This window comes from Corallococcus terminator (genome assembly GCF_003611635.1).
Lineage (GTDB): Bacteria > Myxococcota > Myxococcia > Myxococcales > Myxococcaceae > Corallococcus > Corallococcus terminator.
In genome coordinates, this window is sequence record NZ_RAVZ01000257.1 from 1 (window position 1) to 14,759 (window position 14,759).

At 68.2% G+C, this 14,759-nt stretch carries 15 protein-coding genes and 1 pseudogene; 5 read left to right on the forward strand and 11 right to left on the reverse strand.

Features of this window, described 5'->3' with window-relative positions; all coding sequences use genetic code 11:
• From D7V88_RS29415 to D7V88_RS29445, 7 genes and pseudogenes are all read right to left on the reverse strand, one after another.
• Nucleotides 1-665: pseudogene (locus D7V88_RS29415) on the reverse strand (PAS domain-containing sensor histidine kinase); the annotation flags it as partial.
• Entirely contained in the window at nucleotides 662-1,837 is a 1,176-nt protein-coding gene (locus D7V88_RS29420; protein ID WP_120543939.1) for a sensor protein KdpD, read from the reverse strand. The gene D7V88_RS29420 and the pseudogene D7V88_RS29415, both read right to left, overlap by 4 nt.
• Nucleotides 1,838-1,850: 13 nt before the next feature.
• Nucleotides 1,851-2,480, reverse strand: a complete 630-nt coding sequence (gene kdpC, locus D7V88_RS29425; RefSeq protein ID WP_120543940.1) for a potassium-transporting ATPase subunit KdpC — start codon at nucleotides 2,478-2,480, stop codon at nucleotides 1,851-1,853.
• A gap of 21 nt (nucleotides 2,481-2,501) precedes the next feature.
• The gene (gene kdpB, locus D7V88_RS29430) at nucleotides 2,502-4,562 is read right to left on the reverse strand and encodes a potassium-transporting ATPase subunit KdpB (RefSeq protein ID WP_120543941.1); all 2,061 of its coding nucleotides are present in this window, start codon (nucleotides 4,560-4,562) and stop codon (nucleotides 2,502-2,504) included.
• A 2-nt stretch (nucleotides 4,563-4,564) separates the two neighbouring features.
• The gene (gene kdpA / locus D7V88_RS29435) at nucleotides 4,565-6,283 is read right to left on the reverse strand and encodes a potassium-transporting ATPase subunit KdpA (protein WP_120543942.1); all 1,719 of its coding nucleotides are present in this window, start codon (nucleotides 6,281-6,283) and stop codon (nucleotides 4,565-4,567) included.
• Nucleotides 6,283-6,372 (reverse strand): K(+)-transporting ATPase subunit F, encoded by a 90-nt coding sequence (gene kdpF, locus D7V88_RS29440; protein ID WP_120543943.1) that lies wholly within the window; start codon nucleotides 6,370-6,372, stop codon nucleotides 6,283-6,285. The genes kdpA and kdpF overlap by 1 nt, the downstream gene beginning before the upstream one ends.
• 115 nt (nucleotides 6,373-6,487) lie before the next feature.
• Nucleotides 6,488-7,675: a porin gene (locus tag D7V88_RS29445; RefSeq protein ID WP_244238468.1), complete on the reverse strand. Its 1,188-nt coding sequence runs from the start codon at nucleotides 7,673-7,675 to the stop codon at nucleotides 6,488-6,490.
• 469 nt (nucleotides 7,676-8,144) lie between these two features.
• Here D7V88_RS29445 and D7V88_RS29450 point away from each other — a divergent pair, with 469 nt between their 5' ends.
• Genes D7V88_RS29450 through D7V88_RS29460 form a run of 3 tightly spaced genes read left to right on the forward strand, consistent with a single transcriptional unit; the run spans nucleotide 8,145 to nucleotide 9,748 of the window.
• Nucleotides 8,145-8,774, forward strand: a complete 630-nt coding sequence (locus D7V88_RS29450) for a DUF6310 domain-containing protein (RefSeq protein ID WP_341870722.1) — start codon at nucleotides 8,145-8,147, stop codon at nucleotides 8,772-8,774.
• Between the two features lies 1 nt (nucleotide 8,775).
• Nucleotides 8,776-9,540, forward strand: coding sequence for a DUF5953 family protein (locus D7V88_RS29455; RefSeq protein ID WP_120543944.1), 765 nt, complete (start codon nucleotides 8,776-8,778; stop codon nucleotides 9,538-9,540).
• A 58-nt stretch (nucleotides 9,541-9,598) separates the two neighbouring features.
• On the forward strand, nucleotides 9,599-9,748 hold the full coding sequence (locus D7V88_RS29460; RefSeq protein WP_208726540.1) for a hypothetical protein: 150 nt from the start codon (nucleotides 9,599-9,601) through the stop codon (nucleotides 9,746-9,748).
• 35 nt (nucleotides 9,749-9,783) lie between these two features.
• Here the strand turns inward: D7V88_RS29460 and D7V88_RS29465 are convergent, their stop codons facing one another.
• The 3 genes from D7V88_RS29465 to D7V88_RS29480 form a co-directional block, all read right to left on the reverse strand.
• Entirely contained in the window at nucleotides 9,784-10,143 is a 360-nt protein-coding gene (locus D7V88_RS29465) for a hypothetical protein (protein WP_120543945.1), read from the reverse strand.
• A gap of 455 nt (nucleotides 10,144-10,598) precedes the next feature.
• Complete coding sequence (locus D7V88_RS29475) at nucleotides 10,599-11,237, reverse strand: protein phosphatase 2C domain-containing protein (protein ID WP_120543946.1); 639 nt, start codon at nucleotides 11,235-11,237, stop codon at nucleotides 10,599-10,601.
• A 202-nt stretch (nucleotides 11,238-11,439) separates the two neighbouring features.
• Entirely contained in the window at nucleotides 11,440-12,747 is a 1,308-nt protein-coding gene (locus D7V88_RS29480; protein ID WP_120543951.1) for a DUF2185 domain-containing protein, read from the reverse strand.
• 130 nt (nucleotides 12,748-12,877) lie between these two features.
• Between D7V88_RS29480 and D7V88_RS29485 the strand changes: the two genes are divergently transcribed.
• Together D7V88_RS29485 and D7V88_RS29490 are read left to right on the forward strand one after the other, a co-directional pair.
• Nucleotides 12,878-13,435: an RNA polymerase sigma factor gene (locus D7V88_RS29485; RefSeq protein ID WP_120543947.1), complete on the forward strand. Its 558-nt coding sequence runs from the start codon at nucleotides 12,878-12,880 to the stop codon at nucleotides 13,433-13,435.
• Between the two features lie 51 nt (nucleotides 13,436-13,486).
• Nucleotides 13,487-14,080, forward strand: a complete 594-nt coding sequence (locus D7V88_RS29490; RefSeq protein ID WP_120543952.1) for a GNAT family N-acetyltransferase — start codon at nucleotides 13,487-13,489, stop codon at nucleotides 14,078-14,080.
• Here the strand turns inward: D7V88_RS29490 and D7V88_RS29495 are convergent.
• Entirely contained in the window at nucleotides 13,996-14,442 is a 447-nt protein-coding gene (locus D7V88_RS29495) for a response regulator (RefSeq protein WP_120543948.1), read from the reverse strand. The two genes, D7V88_RS29490 and D7V88_RS29495, sit on opposite strands and share 85 nt — an antisense overlap.
• Nucleotides 14,443-14,759 lie beyond the last annotated feature (317 nt).

Genomic DNA, 14,759 nt, shown 5'->3' on the forward strand with positions numbered 1-14,759 from the left:
TCCCCATCCCCCTGCCCCAGCCGGCGCACCGCCTGAGACAACACCGACACCGGCCGCAGCGCGCGCTGCACCAGCGACGTGGTGAAGAACAGGCCGAAGCCCAGCGCCGCCAACACCGACAGCGCCATCAGCGTGTTCACCTGCTCGCTCTGCTGCCGCAGCCGGTCGCTCTTGCGCACCATCGCGTCCTGGTTCAGCGCGAGGATGGCGGACGCGGCCGCCTTCGCCTCCTGGAAGGCCGGGGACAGGGACGCGAAGTAGCGCGCGCGGGAGGCTTCCGGATCCTGCTCCTGGAGGAACGCGTCGAACGCGGCCTGGTACTTCACCCACGCGGCGAGCAGTCGCCGCGTCGCGTCCGCTTCACCCGGTTCGGTGATGTTGTTCTGTTGGATGGACAGCTCGGACTGGAGCGTGGGCCGCTGCGAGGCCTGCTGGGCCACGCCCCGCTCGCGCTCGCCCGCGACGATGAACAGCGCCGCGCTGTCCATGCGCTCCAGTTGTTCGGTGATGCGCTGGGTGGCGAGCACGCTGCGGTAGTTGTCCTCCAGCACCTGCTGACCGGAGCGACCCACGCGCGCCAGGGTGATGACCGCCAGCGCGCCCAACAACAGGAGCGCGAGCACCAGCGGCGCCTGGGCCAGCAGCAGTCGGGCGCGAAGCGTCATGGGCGCTTCTCCTCGTGAGGCGATTCGAAGGACACGACGTGGATGTCGAAGCCGTCCCCTTCGCGCAAGAGGCGCGCGTCCGCGGTGAGCCCCAGCCGCTGCCGCCACTTCGCCTGGTTCGAGCGGCCGATGATGATGTGCCCCACGCCGTGCGAGCGGCCAAAATCCAGGAGCGCCGCCACGGGGTCCTTCGCGCGCAGGCGCACCACCTCCGCGCCCAGCTCCTTCGCCATCTCGATGTTCGTCAGCAGGTGGCGCTGGGCCTCCGCGTCGATGAGGTGCGGCGCCTCGCCCGGCGTCTCCACGTACACCACGAACCAGTCCGTGTTGAGGCGGCCCGCCATGCGCGAGCCCCGGCGCAGGAGCGTCGCCGCGCGCGGAGGATGGCTGGAGAGCGCCACCAGCACACGGCCCCAGGCGCCTCCGGCCCCTTTCTGGGACGGATCCTCTCCCGACGCTCGGGCCTGCTTACCGGTGGTGGCGCGGTCCAGGCTCTCCGCCACCTCGCGCAGCGCCAGCTCGCGCAACGTGGAGAGGTTGTCGCCGGTGAAGAAGCGCTCCAGCGCGTGCGGCACCTTATCGGGCGCGTAAATTTTGCCCGCCTTGAGGCGCTCGTGCAGGTCCTCCACCGCGAGGTCCAGGTTCACCACCTGGTCCGCGTTCTTGATGAAGCTGTCGGGCAGCGTCTCGCGCACGGTGACACCGGTGTTGCGCTCCACCAGGTCGTTGAGGCTCTCCAGGTGCTGCACGTTGAAGGCGCCAATGACGTTGATGCCCGCGGCCAGCAGCTCCTGCACATCCTGATAGCGCTTGCGATTGCGGCACACGGGCAGGTTCGTGTGGGCCAGCTCGTCCACGATGGCCACGTGCGGCCGGCGCGCGAGGATGGCGTCCAGGTCCATCTCCTCCACCGGGACGTCGCGGTACGTGAGGCGCTGGCGGGGCACGAGCTCCAGTCCCTCCACCAGCGCCTCCGTCTCCTGGCGGCCATGCGTCTCGATGAAGCCCAGCACCACGTCCACGCCGCGCGCCTTGAGCGCGTGCGCTTCCTCCAGCATGCGGAACGTCTTGCCCACGCCGGCCGCGAAGCCGATGTAGAGCTTCAGCCGGCCCCGCCGACCACGCTCCACCAGCTCCAGGAAGTCTTCCGCACGAGGGCGCCGCGTCGTCATGCCAGGGTGTTCCTCAAGGGCTCGCGGGGGTGACGGCGCCCAGGGGCGTCGCGGGGGCCCGGGCGGGTCCCCCGAACTGTCGGTCCATCGCGAGGTTCAACGTGAGCACGTTCACCCGGGGTTCGCCCAGCACGCCAAACGTCCTGCCTTCCACCTGTGACGCCACCAGCGTGCGCACGCGCGCCGGATCCACCCCGCGCGCCTGGGCCACCCGGGGAACCTGCCACAGCGCGGACTCCGGCGACACGTGCGGATCCAACCCGGACGCGGACGCCGTCACCAATTCACCAGGGACGGGGCCGGGGGCCTCGGGGTTCTCGCGGCGCAGCCGGTCCGCGTCCGCTGCCGCGCGGTCGCGGAGCTTCTGGGAGGTGGGGCCCAGGTTGCTGCCACCCGAAGCCGTCGCGTCGTAGCCTGTCCCGGCGGCGGAGGGACGGGGCTGGAAGTAGCCCGGTTGGGTGAAGCCCTGGCCGATGAGCGCGCTGCCCACCTCGCGGCCCTGCTCGTCCTTCACGAGCGACCCGTTGGCTTCCTGGGAAAACAGCACCTGCGCCACGCCGGTGACAACCAGCGGGTACATCACGCCCGTGAGGACCAGCGTGACGACGCTGGCGCGCAGGGCGATGAGAAGAGCGGAGACCATGGTGTTCCAATTCCTTTCGACTCAGGCCAAGCCCACGGTGGTGAGCAGCACGTCGATGACCTTGATGCCCACGAACGGGACGATGACGCCGCCCACCCCGTAGAGGAGCAGGCTGCGACGCAGGAGGGCCGCCGCGCCCAGCGGGCGGTAGCGCACGCCCTTCAGCGCCAGCGGGATGAGCGCCACGATGATGAGCGCGTTGAAAATGACGGCGGACAGGATGGCGCTGAACGGCGACGTGAGCCCCATCACGTTGAGCGGGGCAATCTGCGGGAAGACGCCCATGAACAGCGCCGGCAGGATGGCGAAGTACTTGGCCACGTCGTTCGCGATGGAGAACGTCGTCAGCGTGCCGCGCGTCATCAAGAGCTGCTTGCCCACCTCCACCACCTCCAGGAGCTTGGTGGGGTTGGAGTCCAGGTCCACCATGTTCCCGGCCTCCTTGGCGGCCTGGGTGCCGGTGTTCATCGCCACGCCCACGTCCGCCTGGGCCAGCGCGGGCGCGTCGTTGGTGCCGTCGCCCGTCATCGCCACGAGCTTGCCCTTGGCCTGCTCGGTGCGGATCAGCGCGAGCTTCGCCTCCGGGGTCGCCTCCGCCAGGAAGTCGTCCACGCCGGCCTCACGCGCGATGGCGGCGGCGGTGCGCGGGTTGTCGCCGGTGATCATCACCGTGCGGATGCCCATGGCGCGGAAGCGGTCGAAGCGCTCCTTGATACCGCCCTTCACCACGTCCTTCAGATGGATGATGCCCAGCACCCGGGCACCCTCCGCCACCGCCAGCGGCGTGCCGCCCGCGTCACCGATGCGGCCGGCCGCCTGGGCCAGCTCCTCCGGCACGGTGCCACCCAGCTCCTGCGCATGGCGTACGATGGCCTCCACCGCCCCCTTGCGGATGCTGCGCGGGTGCGGATCCACCAGGTCACAGCCGCTCATGCGCGTCTGCGCGGTGAAGGGCACGAAGGTGGCCTGATGCGCGCGCAGCTCGCGCGGACGCATCTTGTAGGTGTCCTTCACCAGGGTGACGACGGAGCGTCCTTCGGGAGTCTCATCCGCGAGGCTCGCGAGCTGCGCGGCCTCCGCAAGTTCCTCCACGCGCACGCCCGGCATCGGGAGCAGCTCCGTGGCCATGCGGTTGCCCAGCGTGATGGTGCCCGTCTTGTCGAGCAGCAGCGTGTCCACATCCCCGGCCGCCTCCACCGCGCGGCCACTGAGCGCGAGCACGTTCTTGCGCAAGAGCCGGTCCATGCCCGCGATGCCAATGGCGCTCAGCAGCCCGCCGATGGTCGTGGGGATGAGGCACACCAGCAGCGCCACCACCGCGGTGCCGGACAGCGGCACGCCGGAGTAGAGCGCCAGCGGCACCAGCGTCACGCACGCCAGCAGGAACACCAGCGTGAGTCCCACCAGGAGGATGTGCAGGGCAATCTCATTGGGCGTCTTCTTGCGCGCCGCGCCTTCCACTAGACCAATCATCCGGTCGAGGAACGACTCGCCGGGGTCCACGCTGATGCGGATGACGATGCGGTCGGACAGCACCTTGGTGCCGCCCGTCACGGCGGAGCGGTCACCGCCGGACTCGCGGATGACGGGGGCGGACTCGCCGGTGACGGCGGACTCGTCCACGCTGGCGATGCCCTCCACCACCTCGCCGTCGCCGGGGATGACGTCGCCTGCCTCGCACACCACGCGGTCGCCCTTGCGCAGGGAGGGGGCGGTGACGCGCTCCTCTTGATTGTTGTCATTGAGCCGGCGGGCCTGGGTGTCCTGGCGCATGCGGCGCAGGGCGCTCGCCTGGGCCTTGCCGCGTCCCTCCGCCACGGCTTCGGCGAAGTTGGCGAAGAGGACGGTGAACCACAGCCACAACATCACCGACACGGTGAACCACAGCGGGGCGCCGTCGGCCCGTGGGGACACCAGGTCCTTGAAGACGAACACGGTGGTGAGGAGGCTGCCGGCCCACACCACGAACATCACCGGGTTGCGGGCCACGTCGCGCGGGTGGAGCTTCTTGAAGCTCTCCCACACGGCGGGCTTGAGCAGCGTCGGGTCCAACAGCGACGCCTGCCTGGAAGCGGGGGCCATGGTCAGTACACCTTTCCGGCCGCGCCGAGGAAGTGCTCGACGATGGGACCGAGTGACAGCGCGGGGAAGAACGTCAGCGCACCCACGATGAGGACGACGCTCACGAGCAGGCCCGTGAAGAGGACACCTTCGGTGGGGAAGGTGCCGGGCCCGGGGGACACCACCTTCTTGCCCACGAGCGAGCCCGCGAGCGCCATCACCGGCACCATCATCAGGAAGCGGCCCGCGAGCATCGACACGCCCAGGCTGATGTTCCAGAAGGGCGTGTTGGCGTTGAGGCCGGCGAAGGCGCTGCCGTTGTTGGCGACGCCGCTGGTGAACGCGTAGAGGATCTCTGACAGGCCGTGGGGCCCGGCGTTGTTGAGCGAAGATGTGCCCTGCGGAAGCACCACGCCCACTGCGGACAGCCCCAAGATGGCCAGCGGAAAGACGAGCACGTAGAGCATCGCGAGCTTCATCTCGCGCACTTCGATCTTCTTGCCGAGGAACTCCGGCGTGCGGCCCACCATCAGGCCCGCGATGAAGACCGCGAGCACCGCCATGACGAGGATGCCGTAGAGGCCCGCGCCCACGCCGCCGAAGATGACTTCACCCAGTTGCATGTTGACGAGGGGCACCAGCCCCCCGAGCGCAGTGAAGCTGTCGTGCATGGCATTGACCGCGCCGCACGACGCGTCGGTGGTGACGGTGGCGAACAGCGTGGAGGCCGCGACACCGAAGCGCGCCTCCTTGCCTTCCAGGTTCCCGTGCTGGAGCACCTGGGCGGAAGCGAGCGCGGGGTTGGACTGGGATTCGGCGGCGTAGCTGGCGGCAGCGCCCACGAGGAAGAGGACGGACATGGCCGCGAAGAGGACCCAGCCCTGCTTCGTGTCGCCGGTCATCTTCCCGTAGGTGTGCGTGAGGCCCGCCGGGAGGAGGAAGATGAGCAGCAATTGCGCCAGGTTGGTGAGCGGCGTGGGGTTTTCGAAGGGGTGGGCGCTGTTGGCGTTGAAGAAGCCACCACCGTTGGTGCCCAGCATCTTGATGGCCTCCTGCGAAGCCACGGGCCCGAAGGCGAGCGTCTGCTTCACGCCCTCCACGGTGGTGAACTCGTGGTACGGCGCGAGGTTCTGGAGCACGCCCTGCGAGACGAAGAACAGGGCCGCGACGAAGCTCAGGGGCAGGAGCACGTAGAGCGTGCCGCGCACCAGGTCGACCCAGAAGTTGCCCAGCGTCTTGCGGCCCTCCGGTCCGGGGCGGCGGGTGAGGCCGCGAGCCAGCGCCAGCGCCACGCCCAGGCCCGAGGCGGCGGAGACGAAGTTCTGCCACGTCAGGCCCACCATCTGGGTGGCGTAGCTCAGGGTGGATTCACCGGCGTAGGACTGCCAGTTGGTGTTGGCGACGAAGCTGGCGGCGGTGTTGAAGGCGAGCTCCGGACCGACGGCCGGCAGGCCTCGGGGGTTGAGCGGGAGCACATGCTGGAGCCGCTGGAGCGCGTAGAGGATGACGACGCCCAGGAGGCTGAAGGCGAGCAGGGCGACGGTGTACTGGACCCACGTCTGTTCGTGTTCGCGGCGCACGCCGCACAAGCGCAACAGGGCGCGCTCAACGGGGCCGAGCACTCGGGGAAGGGGTTGGGTGTCGGCCTCGAAGACGCGGAAGAGCCAGGCGCCCACGGGCTTCGTCAGCGCGAGGACGAGCACGAAGAACAGCAACGTCTGAAGCCAGCCGGTGAGGGTCATCAGAAGCGCTCCGGCCGCAGCAGGGCGTAGACGAGATAGGCAGACAGCAGGACCGCGAGCGCGGTCCCGGCGACGTATTCGAAGGTCATGACGGGGTGTGCCTCACAGGCGCTCGCAGCCATGGGCATAGGCCCATGTCAGCGCGAAGAAACCGACGGTCACCAGTACGAGGACGAGGTCCATGGTCGAGCTCCGTTCGGAAGGTCAGAAGTAAGCGACGGCTCCGACGACGAGCAGGGTCTGGTTGGGGCGTTGTCGCGGGAGGCCGTCCGCGTCGGTGTCGTGGCTGTCAAAGACAGCCTGGGTTGAACGGTCGTGGCGGGCCTCGGCCTTGAGGGTGAGTCGCTCCGCGGGTTTCAGTTCGAGCGTGAGCGTGCCCTCGGTGAGGGTCTGCGCGGTGCCACTCATAAGACCGTCCCGGTCGCAGTACACCTCCGCGCGAGCGGTCACGGCCACGGGCCGGGCGAGCCGCACACGCACGTTGGCGCCGGCCGCGTACCAGAGGGCGGCGGTCTCACCGGGACGCGCCTGTCTACCGGCGTCCACGGTGGCGGCGACGCTCACGACCTCGGAGACCTTGAAGGTGATGACGGTGTCGATGAAGAGGCGCAGGGCCTCGGCGGCACCGGTGCCCTCGTTGCCGACGAAGGTGTTGACGGTGGCGGACAGGCGGTCCCCGGCGTAGGCGACCTGGGTGCCAAGGGCCTTGCCGGAGTTGTTGTCACCGATGGTCTGCCAGCCGTTGATGAGGTGGAGCTGGGCGCTCCAGCGCTCATCGAAGCGCCAGGTTCCCTTGAGACCGGTCTGGTAGTAGGGCGAGAACTCGCCCATCCACGAGCGCGTATAGGTCCAGTTGAGCTGGGATTGGAACGACTCCAGGCCGATGTGGCTGGGGAAGATGCCGGCTTCCAGGGTGAGGGGGCCTTCGGCGAAGGACAGCGAGGCCTGCTGCACGTAGCGCCAGACTTCGGGGCCGGTGGCATCGCCTTCGGGTTCGGCGCGGTGGAGGACATCCATGCCGGTGCCGAAGCCGAGCAGCACGCGCGCGCCCACGGGCTCTGGCGCGAGGCTCACGCCGAGCGAGGCCAGATTGACGCTGGCTTCGCTGTGTCGCCGGGCCGTGGTGCCCGTGCCCGGCAGGAAGCTGGTGGCGCTGGCGGGGCGGTTGAAGTCGTAGCCGTAGTAGGCGTCCACGCCGCCTTCGACCTGGAGACGGGACAGGACCGAGGGCTCCGCCTGGGCCAGGAAGAGGTGGGGCAACAGGGAGATGAGTTCGGAGAGGGGCATGATGGACTGCCCCATCCCTTGAGCATCCGGCGTGCCCACCTGGAGCGCGGACCACCCCAGACATTCCAGGGGGTTGTAGGTGCGGGGCTCAGGCCCGGGTTGCAAGGTGCACGAACCGGCCTTCGCGCGCCCTGCGAGGTGAAAGGTCCCTGTAGCTAGCGGACAAGCCGGGGGCCTGCGGCCAGGGGCCGGTACCCCTTGCACCACTCACCCGCGTCGTCTGCGCGTGCTGGCATACTTCTGAATGGGCCATCCCTGACCCGTAGCTCCCCACCTTGGTGGAAAGGCTGTGGTCATGCGTTCCCGCGCCTGCATCGGACTCCTACTCTTTCTCTCTGCCTGCGCTACGTCGGCACCGCCTCCCAGCGCGCGCGGAACTCGGAGCCCGAGACTCGCCAACCTCCAGCGAGCGGCGGCGCTGCCCTGGAGGGAGGGTGGGCAGTGCGTTGTCCGCGAGGCTTCCCACCCTTGGCCCGTGCTGATTGAGCGGTGCTATCAGGCCCTCGACCATGACCGAATCGAGTTCCACGACACTGCGGGAAGATGCGCGGTCGCCTCCGCTGGCGCTGGTGCCATGGGAGTCGGGCTCTGCGTTCTGGTGGCTCCTGAGATCGCCGTGGGAGCCGTTATCGTCCTTGGCGTGGTGGTGGTCGCCGTCGCCATCAAGGAAGAGCTGGGTGCATATGAGCTACGCCAGCTCTACCCCGAGGAAGCAGGGACCGCGCGAGGAACGAAGGTGTCACCCCAGGAAGCTGAAGCGCAACGCAAGCCCAAGCCAGAGCCAGTAGGGCAGGACTGGCGCCCCCCGGTGCCGCCTGTGCCATTGGACCGGACGAACCGCGCCAGTTGCGAGCCTGTCCCAGTGCGACATCTGGGCGGCAATGACCCACACAACGAATGCGCAGACAAGATTCCGAACAATAGCTTCCCTGGCTGGGATGTACTCGTCAATGGGAAGAACTTTGACGGACTGGTGCTCGCTGCGCGAACTCTGTGGGAGGTCAAGACCGACAACTTTGACACGTACCCGCTCGACCTCCGCAGAATCGTGCTCGACGACCAAATACCGAAGATGCAGAGCGAGCGCGAACTCGCAAGGGCCTGCGGATTCGACTTCAAGGTCGCCGTGCGCAGTGCCGCGCACAAAGCTGCCTTGCTTAAACGAGACAGCACCCTCAGGGTCGTCGTCATGGATTGGTGTTGAAATGACAGCTCCATCAGAATCCCTGAATCTTATCGCCTACGCTCCCGCGCCAACCAGGAACGACAGTCGCTCGTTGGCCATTGTTCATGGACTGGAACGCACGTTCCCTGGCTTGCGCTTGGAGTGGACAATCTCCGACGCGGGGCAGCTTGTCCCATTGCCGCGACGTGATGAGTGGGTGGCCAAGGGGAGGAGAGACGGGCCGGGAATTCCGCTCGTCTGCGATGGCGGCAATGCGAGCAGTCGCGTGACGCTCTCCGGATGGGAACGGCCAGCGGGCAGTTCGCCCGGGAGTCTCGGACTGTTTGAGGTCCATGCGGAGATGCCATGGAACGCAACCGGCATCGCGGCGGCGGCGGCGGTGTTGGAGGCCATAGGGGACTGCGCTAGCGCATTCTGGGGGCACGTGAATCCGGAGGGGATCGCCGTGGCAGTGGCGGAGCAGTTTCGCCACCCGGGGGATGATCCGCATCTCCCACCAAAAGGGCTGCCCTCGCTCAAGCTCCCGTGGGAACTCCCGGCGCCTGAACTTCCGCATTACCTCGCGTGGCTCAACTACTGGTCTGCTGCTGCCGCAAGGGCTATCGGCTTCCCGGACCCTGCACGCGATGGGGATCTGCTCACGAGGGCGCGGCGCACGGCATCAGGTGGCTGGGTCGTGCGGCTCACCGACGCGCCGCTCGACCTGGACGACCCCGCCCACCTGGACACGCTCAAGCGTGCCTACGAGCGCTTTCCGGAGATCGGCGGACGCGCAGCGCCTTGACCTCGATCAAGGGGGTGTGGGCAGGGCGATCGCACTGAAATCAAAGCGTTCCAGCATCATGCCGGGCACCAACCCGCTGCTCGACGCGTGGCACGAGACGTTCCCAGAGACGAAGCTCGTCGCACCTTCGTTTGAAGCGTTCCTGGAGAAGGCACCGCGCAGCGGCAACCGTTCGTTCTGGTTGAGCAGCGCCCCTCCTGAGGGCTGAGCAGTCGACCCACGAGGCTCAAACCCTACGTCCGCTCAAGGCTGGCTGGACACGGAACCGTCGCAGTCCGAACCCGTGCACTTGCCGGAACAGACGACCTGACCGGGATACGAGGTCAGGATGGCGCACTCGGTGCCTCCGCTGCAGGAGACCAGTTCCGTGCAGAGCGTCGCTTCGTTCACGCAGCGCGCCTGGGTCTTCCCCTCCAGCTTGATGGCGATGCATCCGAGCCCCTGGGGACACTGGGGCAGGTCCACACCGCACTCCTGCGCGAGGTCCAGTGACTGTCCATCCCGCAGGGCCAGCCGCCCCTGCTTGCCGTCCGCGTCGTCCGAACCACAGGCCGCCAGGGTCATGACCGTCAGGCAACATCCCAGCATCCGCATCCAGCGCATCGTGGCTCCTTCATCCGAAGAGTGACCGCGCCACGTCGCACAGCAAGGAGCACACCAGCGGGCGCTCCGTAGGAATTCCGCAACCTTGCGACGCGGAGAGGGCAACAGACCTCCCAGAAATCTGATGAGGCCACGGATCCCTGGAGGCTCACGGCCTACCGGAACGCATCCACGATGGAGACCCCAGCACATGGAAGCGGCTTCGTACTGCCGACGCTTCCTGACGTCGCGGCTGCCCAACCCTCACCCGCTCCATCCTTCGCGGCGCGCGCTGAGCACGGCCGACGTCCGCCCTCAAGCGCTCCGTTACGTCATGGGCCGGCCGGTCACCCAGGAGCAGCCGGGATGGACTCCCAATCCCAACACAGCTTGCGGTCGCGCCCCATGCGCGCGGCGAGCAGGGGCGTTCGTGCCTGGCGGATGGCCTCCTCGTCCTCGGGAGTGCCAGGACGGAGTCAGGGGCATGGAGCGCTCGGGCGGCACAGGACGAGCCCCACGTCATCCGGGAGCGCGCCGCTCGCAAGTCGAGGCAGCGCGGCCAGCGCGAGCACTGCGGCATGTGCGTCAGCGAGGCTCACATGCTCCTGGATGCGACGGAGGTCGACGTACTTGAACAATCCGTCTGACGCGCCGACGAGGACACCGCCTCGCCACGCGAGTTCGAAGGTGACGGGCCGCGCCTGCCCGCTGCCGAGCAGGGGCTTGCGGTGCTGATGCTCCGTCAGCGCGGTCGATTCGCCTCCCTGGAACAGCCACAGCTCCGAGTCCCCCACGCTGGCCCCCACCACGCGCCGCCTGGTGACACAGGCGACCACGGCGGTGGTTTCACCCCCCTGTCCCGAGGCCGCCCGCTCCGCATCGCACCGCACCAGCACATCGCGCCAGGTCTCCTCGCGTTCCACGTCGGCCCCGGCGTCCACGGCGTCCTGGACGCTGCGCAGCACGGCCTCCGCGGCCTCGGCGCCACGTCGTGAGTTCCCCGCCCCATCCGCCACCACGAGCACCGTCGCGTCCCCTCGCGTCAGGACCCGCACGCGGTCCGCACCCGCCTTGCCCGCCGGTTCCACATGCCACGCCGTCTCGAAATCGCTCATGGGTCGCACTCAGGGACGACCTTCTCATGCCATCGACAAACCGTCGCGCCGCCGGGCCGCGCGTTCGACCCGGGCGGAGGTGATGCCGAATGGCGCACACGTCTTGAGACCGAAGAAGTTCAAGACGGCGTTCATTGTCGCGGAGGAGTTCAAAAACACACTCGAAGGGGTCGGACACCTGGGCGTGTCGTTGCCCCCGCGCCTACTCCGGCACGAACCCCTCCCCTTCACGCCGGAACACCGAACCCACGGGCGCGTCCAGGATGGCATCCAGTTCCTTGCACCGCGCGAGCAGCGAGCGCAGCGACACCACCACCAGGTTGGACGCTTCGTCCATATAGGCGTCGTCCTCCACACCGGCGGAGAACGCCCAGCCACTGTCCTGCGCCGAATGCGGCTTCATCCGCTCCGCGAACCGGATGGGCTCACCGTCATCCAGGATGGCCCGCGTGACGATGGCCGCGCGCTGCCGGAGCTGGAACCTGCGCATCAACCGCTGCCGATCCTCCGTCCCCAGCTCCACCCGGATCCGCACCGTGCGCCCCTCCGCGTCGAAGTGGCGGCTCACCGGGAAGATGCCATCCCCCCAGCGATTCCCACACCCCACCGCGCGCGCGCCGTCGAGCACCAGCGTCCCCGCGTCCTCTTCGCTCTCACGCAACTGTGCGTTCAGCCGCTCCAGGTTGCAGCGCGGCCGGTAGTCCACCCCCACCGCGAGCCCGTCCTTCTCGATGCGCGCCTGAAGCGGCGTCGCCTTCTCCCCCACCTGCTCCACCGGCAGGTCCTTCCAGCCGAAGGTCCCGCGTCCCAGGTCGCTCGCGCCCAGCTCCTTCGCCAGCGCTGGCGCGTCCTTGCCGAAGAACACGTAGTCCGCCAACCCGTCCAACGACTCCCACATGCGAAAGCGGCCCAGGGGCCCGAGCCCCGAGAACAACAACTGGCCGTGTTCCACCATCACCCCAGCCACCTGCTCCGAACGCACCGCCTCCGCCTCCCCGTCCACCACCACGTCGATGGAGCGCCAGCGCCCCTTGAACTCCCCAGCCGGCATGAGCACGCCAATCACTTGCAGTCCCCGGTCCCGGGGCAGGCCCTCCGCCGCCACCGCCCACAGGCCGTTGTATTTCACGACCCCCAATCCCTTTCCATGCTCGACCGCCAACCGCGCCCGCTCGGTATGGGCAACGCGCGATGACAACACCTCCGCCCGCGCGTCGAAGCCCTCCTTGCGCGCGAACTGCCCGAAGTGCTCCACCGCCTGCTCCGGATCCGTCCGGTCGAACAGGAAGCGCGGGTCGAACTCGCGGTCATAGGCACGCCCTGCCGCCTCCGCGTCCGGCCCGGTGATGCGCAGGTCGTGCGCCACCGGGTCCTTCTTCCGGGGCGACGCCGGCTCCGCGTCGTGCCGCCAGAAGCGCCCCAGGCCCGGGTCCAGGATGAGCAATTGGCCCTCGGGCAGGTCCACCTCTCCCAGCACCACGGCGGCGGGTGTCTTCGCTGACTTCGTCATGGACACGACTCTACCGCCCAGGCCACGGCCGCCCTGCTTCACCGTGCCCGCCAACCCCTCAGGCCCAGCGACTCCAAAAAGAAATGACACCCATCACGTTTCCTTTTCGTCACGGAATGGGGGTTTCACAATGTCCGAGGAGATTGACCGTTCAGACATGGAGTACGCCGTCTTCGCCGTCCGTCATCAGCCCATCCTGCTCGTCGTTGCCCGAAACCTTTGCGGTCGCAATGCCAGTGATTGCGAGGGGCTCGTCCACGACGTGCTGCTCCGGGCCCTGCTGAAGTGGGACATGCTCCAGTCGTGGTCGGAGCCCGAACGCCGCGCCTGGCTGGTGCGGTCGCTGCACACCGTCTTCATGGACCAGTGCCGCCGCCAGAAGCCAGAGGTCGCCGCGGGCATCACCCTGGACAACGTCCACAAGCTCTTCGAGGAGCCGGACGCGCCGGCCCCGGAGCTGTGGGAGCGCCTCTCCGAGGCGGAGCTGCGCGAGGCCATCACCGCGCTCCCCTACACCCTGCGCAGGACCTTCGAGATGCACTCCGAGGGATTGCGCCACGCGGAGATCGGCCGCCTGCTCGGAGCGCCGGAGGCCACGGTGGGCACCTGGCTCTTCCACGCCCGCATCCGCCTGCGCGAACACCTGCGCGACCTGGCCGAGCGCCGCCGCAAGCAGTCGAGCGGGTGAGCCTCCAGACACCCACGGTGCCCTGACGGCGGACGGCCTATGCTCCCGCGCATGTCGCATCCCTACAGCGTGAGGGCCGTCCAGTCCCGCTCGGAGCTCGAACAGGTCCTGGCCCTGCAACGCAACAACCTGAAGCAGGGCCTGTCGCAGGAGGAGATGCGCTCCCAGGGCTTCGTCACTGTGGCGCATGACCTCCCCACGCTGGAGGCCATGCACGCGCTGGCGCCGAGCATCATCGCCCTGCACGGCTCCGAGGTCGTGGCCTATGCGCTGGTGATGCCCCAGGAGTGCCGGAAGCTCGTCCCCGTCCTGGAGCCGATGTTCGCGCTCCTGGGACGGATCGACTTCCGGGGACGCCCCCTGGAGGAACAACGCTTCTACGTGATGGGGCAGATCTGCATCGACAAGGCCCACCGGGGGATGGGCCTCTTCGATGCGCTCTACCACCAGCACCGCGAACAACTCCGGGACCGGTTCGACTGCGTCGTCACCGAGGTCTCCGTGCACAACACCCGCTCACTGCGCGCGCATGAGCGGGTGGGCTTCCAGACCGTCCACACCTACCCGGACGTCACCGACACCTGGGCGGTGGTGCTCTGGGATTGGGCAGCGCCCACCGGACGGGTCGCCATCCACTTGCGGTGAAGGCCCGACAGCTTGAGGGCCAGCTCCGGGCCACTCACGCTCTTGGGGATGTAGCCGTCCGCGCCCGCCGTCCGCATCAGCTCGCGCAGCTTCGACTCGTCCATGGACGAGTACAGGATGAACAGCGTGTCCGGCCCCGCGAACTGGCGCACCACGCCCAGGATGCGGTCGCCGCTCAGCGCAGGGATGTTCACGTCCAGGAGCACGATGTCCGGCTGGTGCACCCGGATGAGGTTCGCCACGCCCAGCGCCGCGCGCGTCGTCGTGACCTCGAAGCCGTAACGGGTGATGGAGCGCTCCACCAGCTCGAGGACGAGCGGGTCGTCATCCACCACCAGGGCCTTCAACTTGCCGTCCGCCATGCTCGTTTCCTGCCTTCCAACGCTCTGCCGAGGGGGGGGAAATGCCTGGAACACACCTCTTTCAGGCACCATGTGATTCTGCACAATAACTGTACTCGCTGCAATTCCCCGAGACTCGGGGTTTACAGGGACTGACACAGCGAGTGACGAAGATGGGCACGATTCCCTGACCGTCCAGGGGGTGGGAGGTCAGCCTGCATCGGTCAACGTGGGGGGTTGCTCCGCCGCCCGACACACGGTCCGGACGCGGGGATGAGGGCGGGTGACCCCGGAGATGGCTAAAGAGGCATCTGCCCATGGACCCCACTGCCCCCGAG

What these genes read in the sequence shown, in the direction of transcription:
- D7V88_RS29450 (WP_341870722.1), top strand. Translation starts at nt 8,145, where the DNA reads ATGGGAGTCGGGCTCTGCGTTCTGGTGGCTCCTGAGATCGCCGTGGGA.
- D7V88_RS29475 (WP_120543946.1), bottom strand. Translation starts at nt 11,237, where the DNA reads ATGAGCGATTTCGAGACGGCGTGGCATGTGGAACCGGCGGGCAAGGCG.
- D7V88_RS29485 (WP_120543947.1), top strand. Translation starts at nt 12,878, where the DNA reads ATGTCCGAGGAGATTGACCGTTCAGACATGGAGTACGCCGTCTTCGCC.
- D7V88_RS29480 (WP_120543951.1), bottom strand. Translation starts at nt 12,747, where the DNA reads ATGACGAAGTCAGCGAAGACACCCGCCGCCGTGGTGCTGGGAGAGGTG.
- D7V88_RS29495 (WP_120543948.1), bottom strand. Translation starts at nt 14,442, where the DNA reads ATGGCGGACGGCAAGTTGAAGGCCCTGGTGGTGGATGACGACCCGCTC.
- D7V88_RS29465 (WP_120543945.1), bottom strand. Translation starts at nt 10,143, where the DNA reads ATGCGCTGGATGCGGATGCTGGGATGTTGCCTGACGGTCATGACCCTG.
- D7V88_RS29420 (WP_120543939.1), bottom strand. Translation starts at nt 1,837, where the DNA reads ATGACGACGCGGCGCCCTCGTGCGGAAGACTTCCTGGAGCTGGTGGAG.
- kdpC (WP_120543940.1), bottom strand. Translation starts at nt 2,480, where the DNA reads ATGGTCTCCGCTCTTCTCATCGCCCTGCGCGCCAGCGTCGTCACGCTG.
- D7V88_RS29455 (WP_120543944.1), top strand. Translation starts at nt 8,776, where the DNA reads ATGACAGCTCCATCAGAATCCCTGAATCTTATCGCCTACGCTCCCGCG.
- kdpF (WP_120543943.1), bottom strand. Translation starts at nt 6,372, where the DNA reads ATGACCTTCGAATACGTCGCCGGGACCGCGCTCGCGGTCCTGCTGTCT.
- kdpA (WP_120543942.1), bottom strand. Translation starts at nt 6,283, where the DNA reads ATGACCCTCACCGGCTGGCTTCAGACGTTGCTGTTCTTCGTGCTCGTC.
- D7V88_RS29490 (WP_120543952.1), top strand. Translation starts at nt 13,487, where the DNA reads ATGTCGCATCCCTACAGCGTGAGGGCCGTCCAGTCCCGCTCGGAGCTC.
- D7V88_RS29460 (WP_208726540.1), top strand. Translation starts at nt 9,599, where the DNA reads ATGCCGGGCACCAACCCGCTGCTCGACGCGTGGCACGAGACGTTCCCA.
- kdpB (WP_120543941.1), bottom strand. Translation starts at nt 4,562, where the DNA reads ATGGCCCCCGCTTCCAGGCAGGCGTCGCTGTTGGACCCGACGCTGCTC.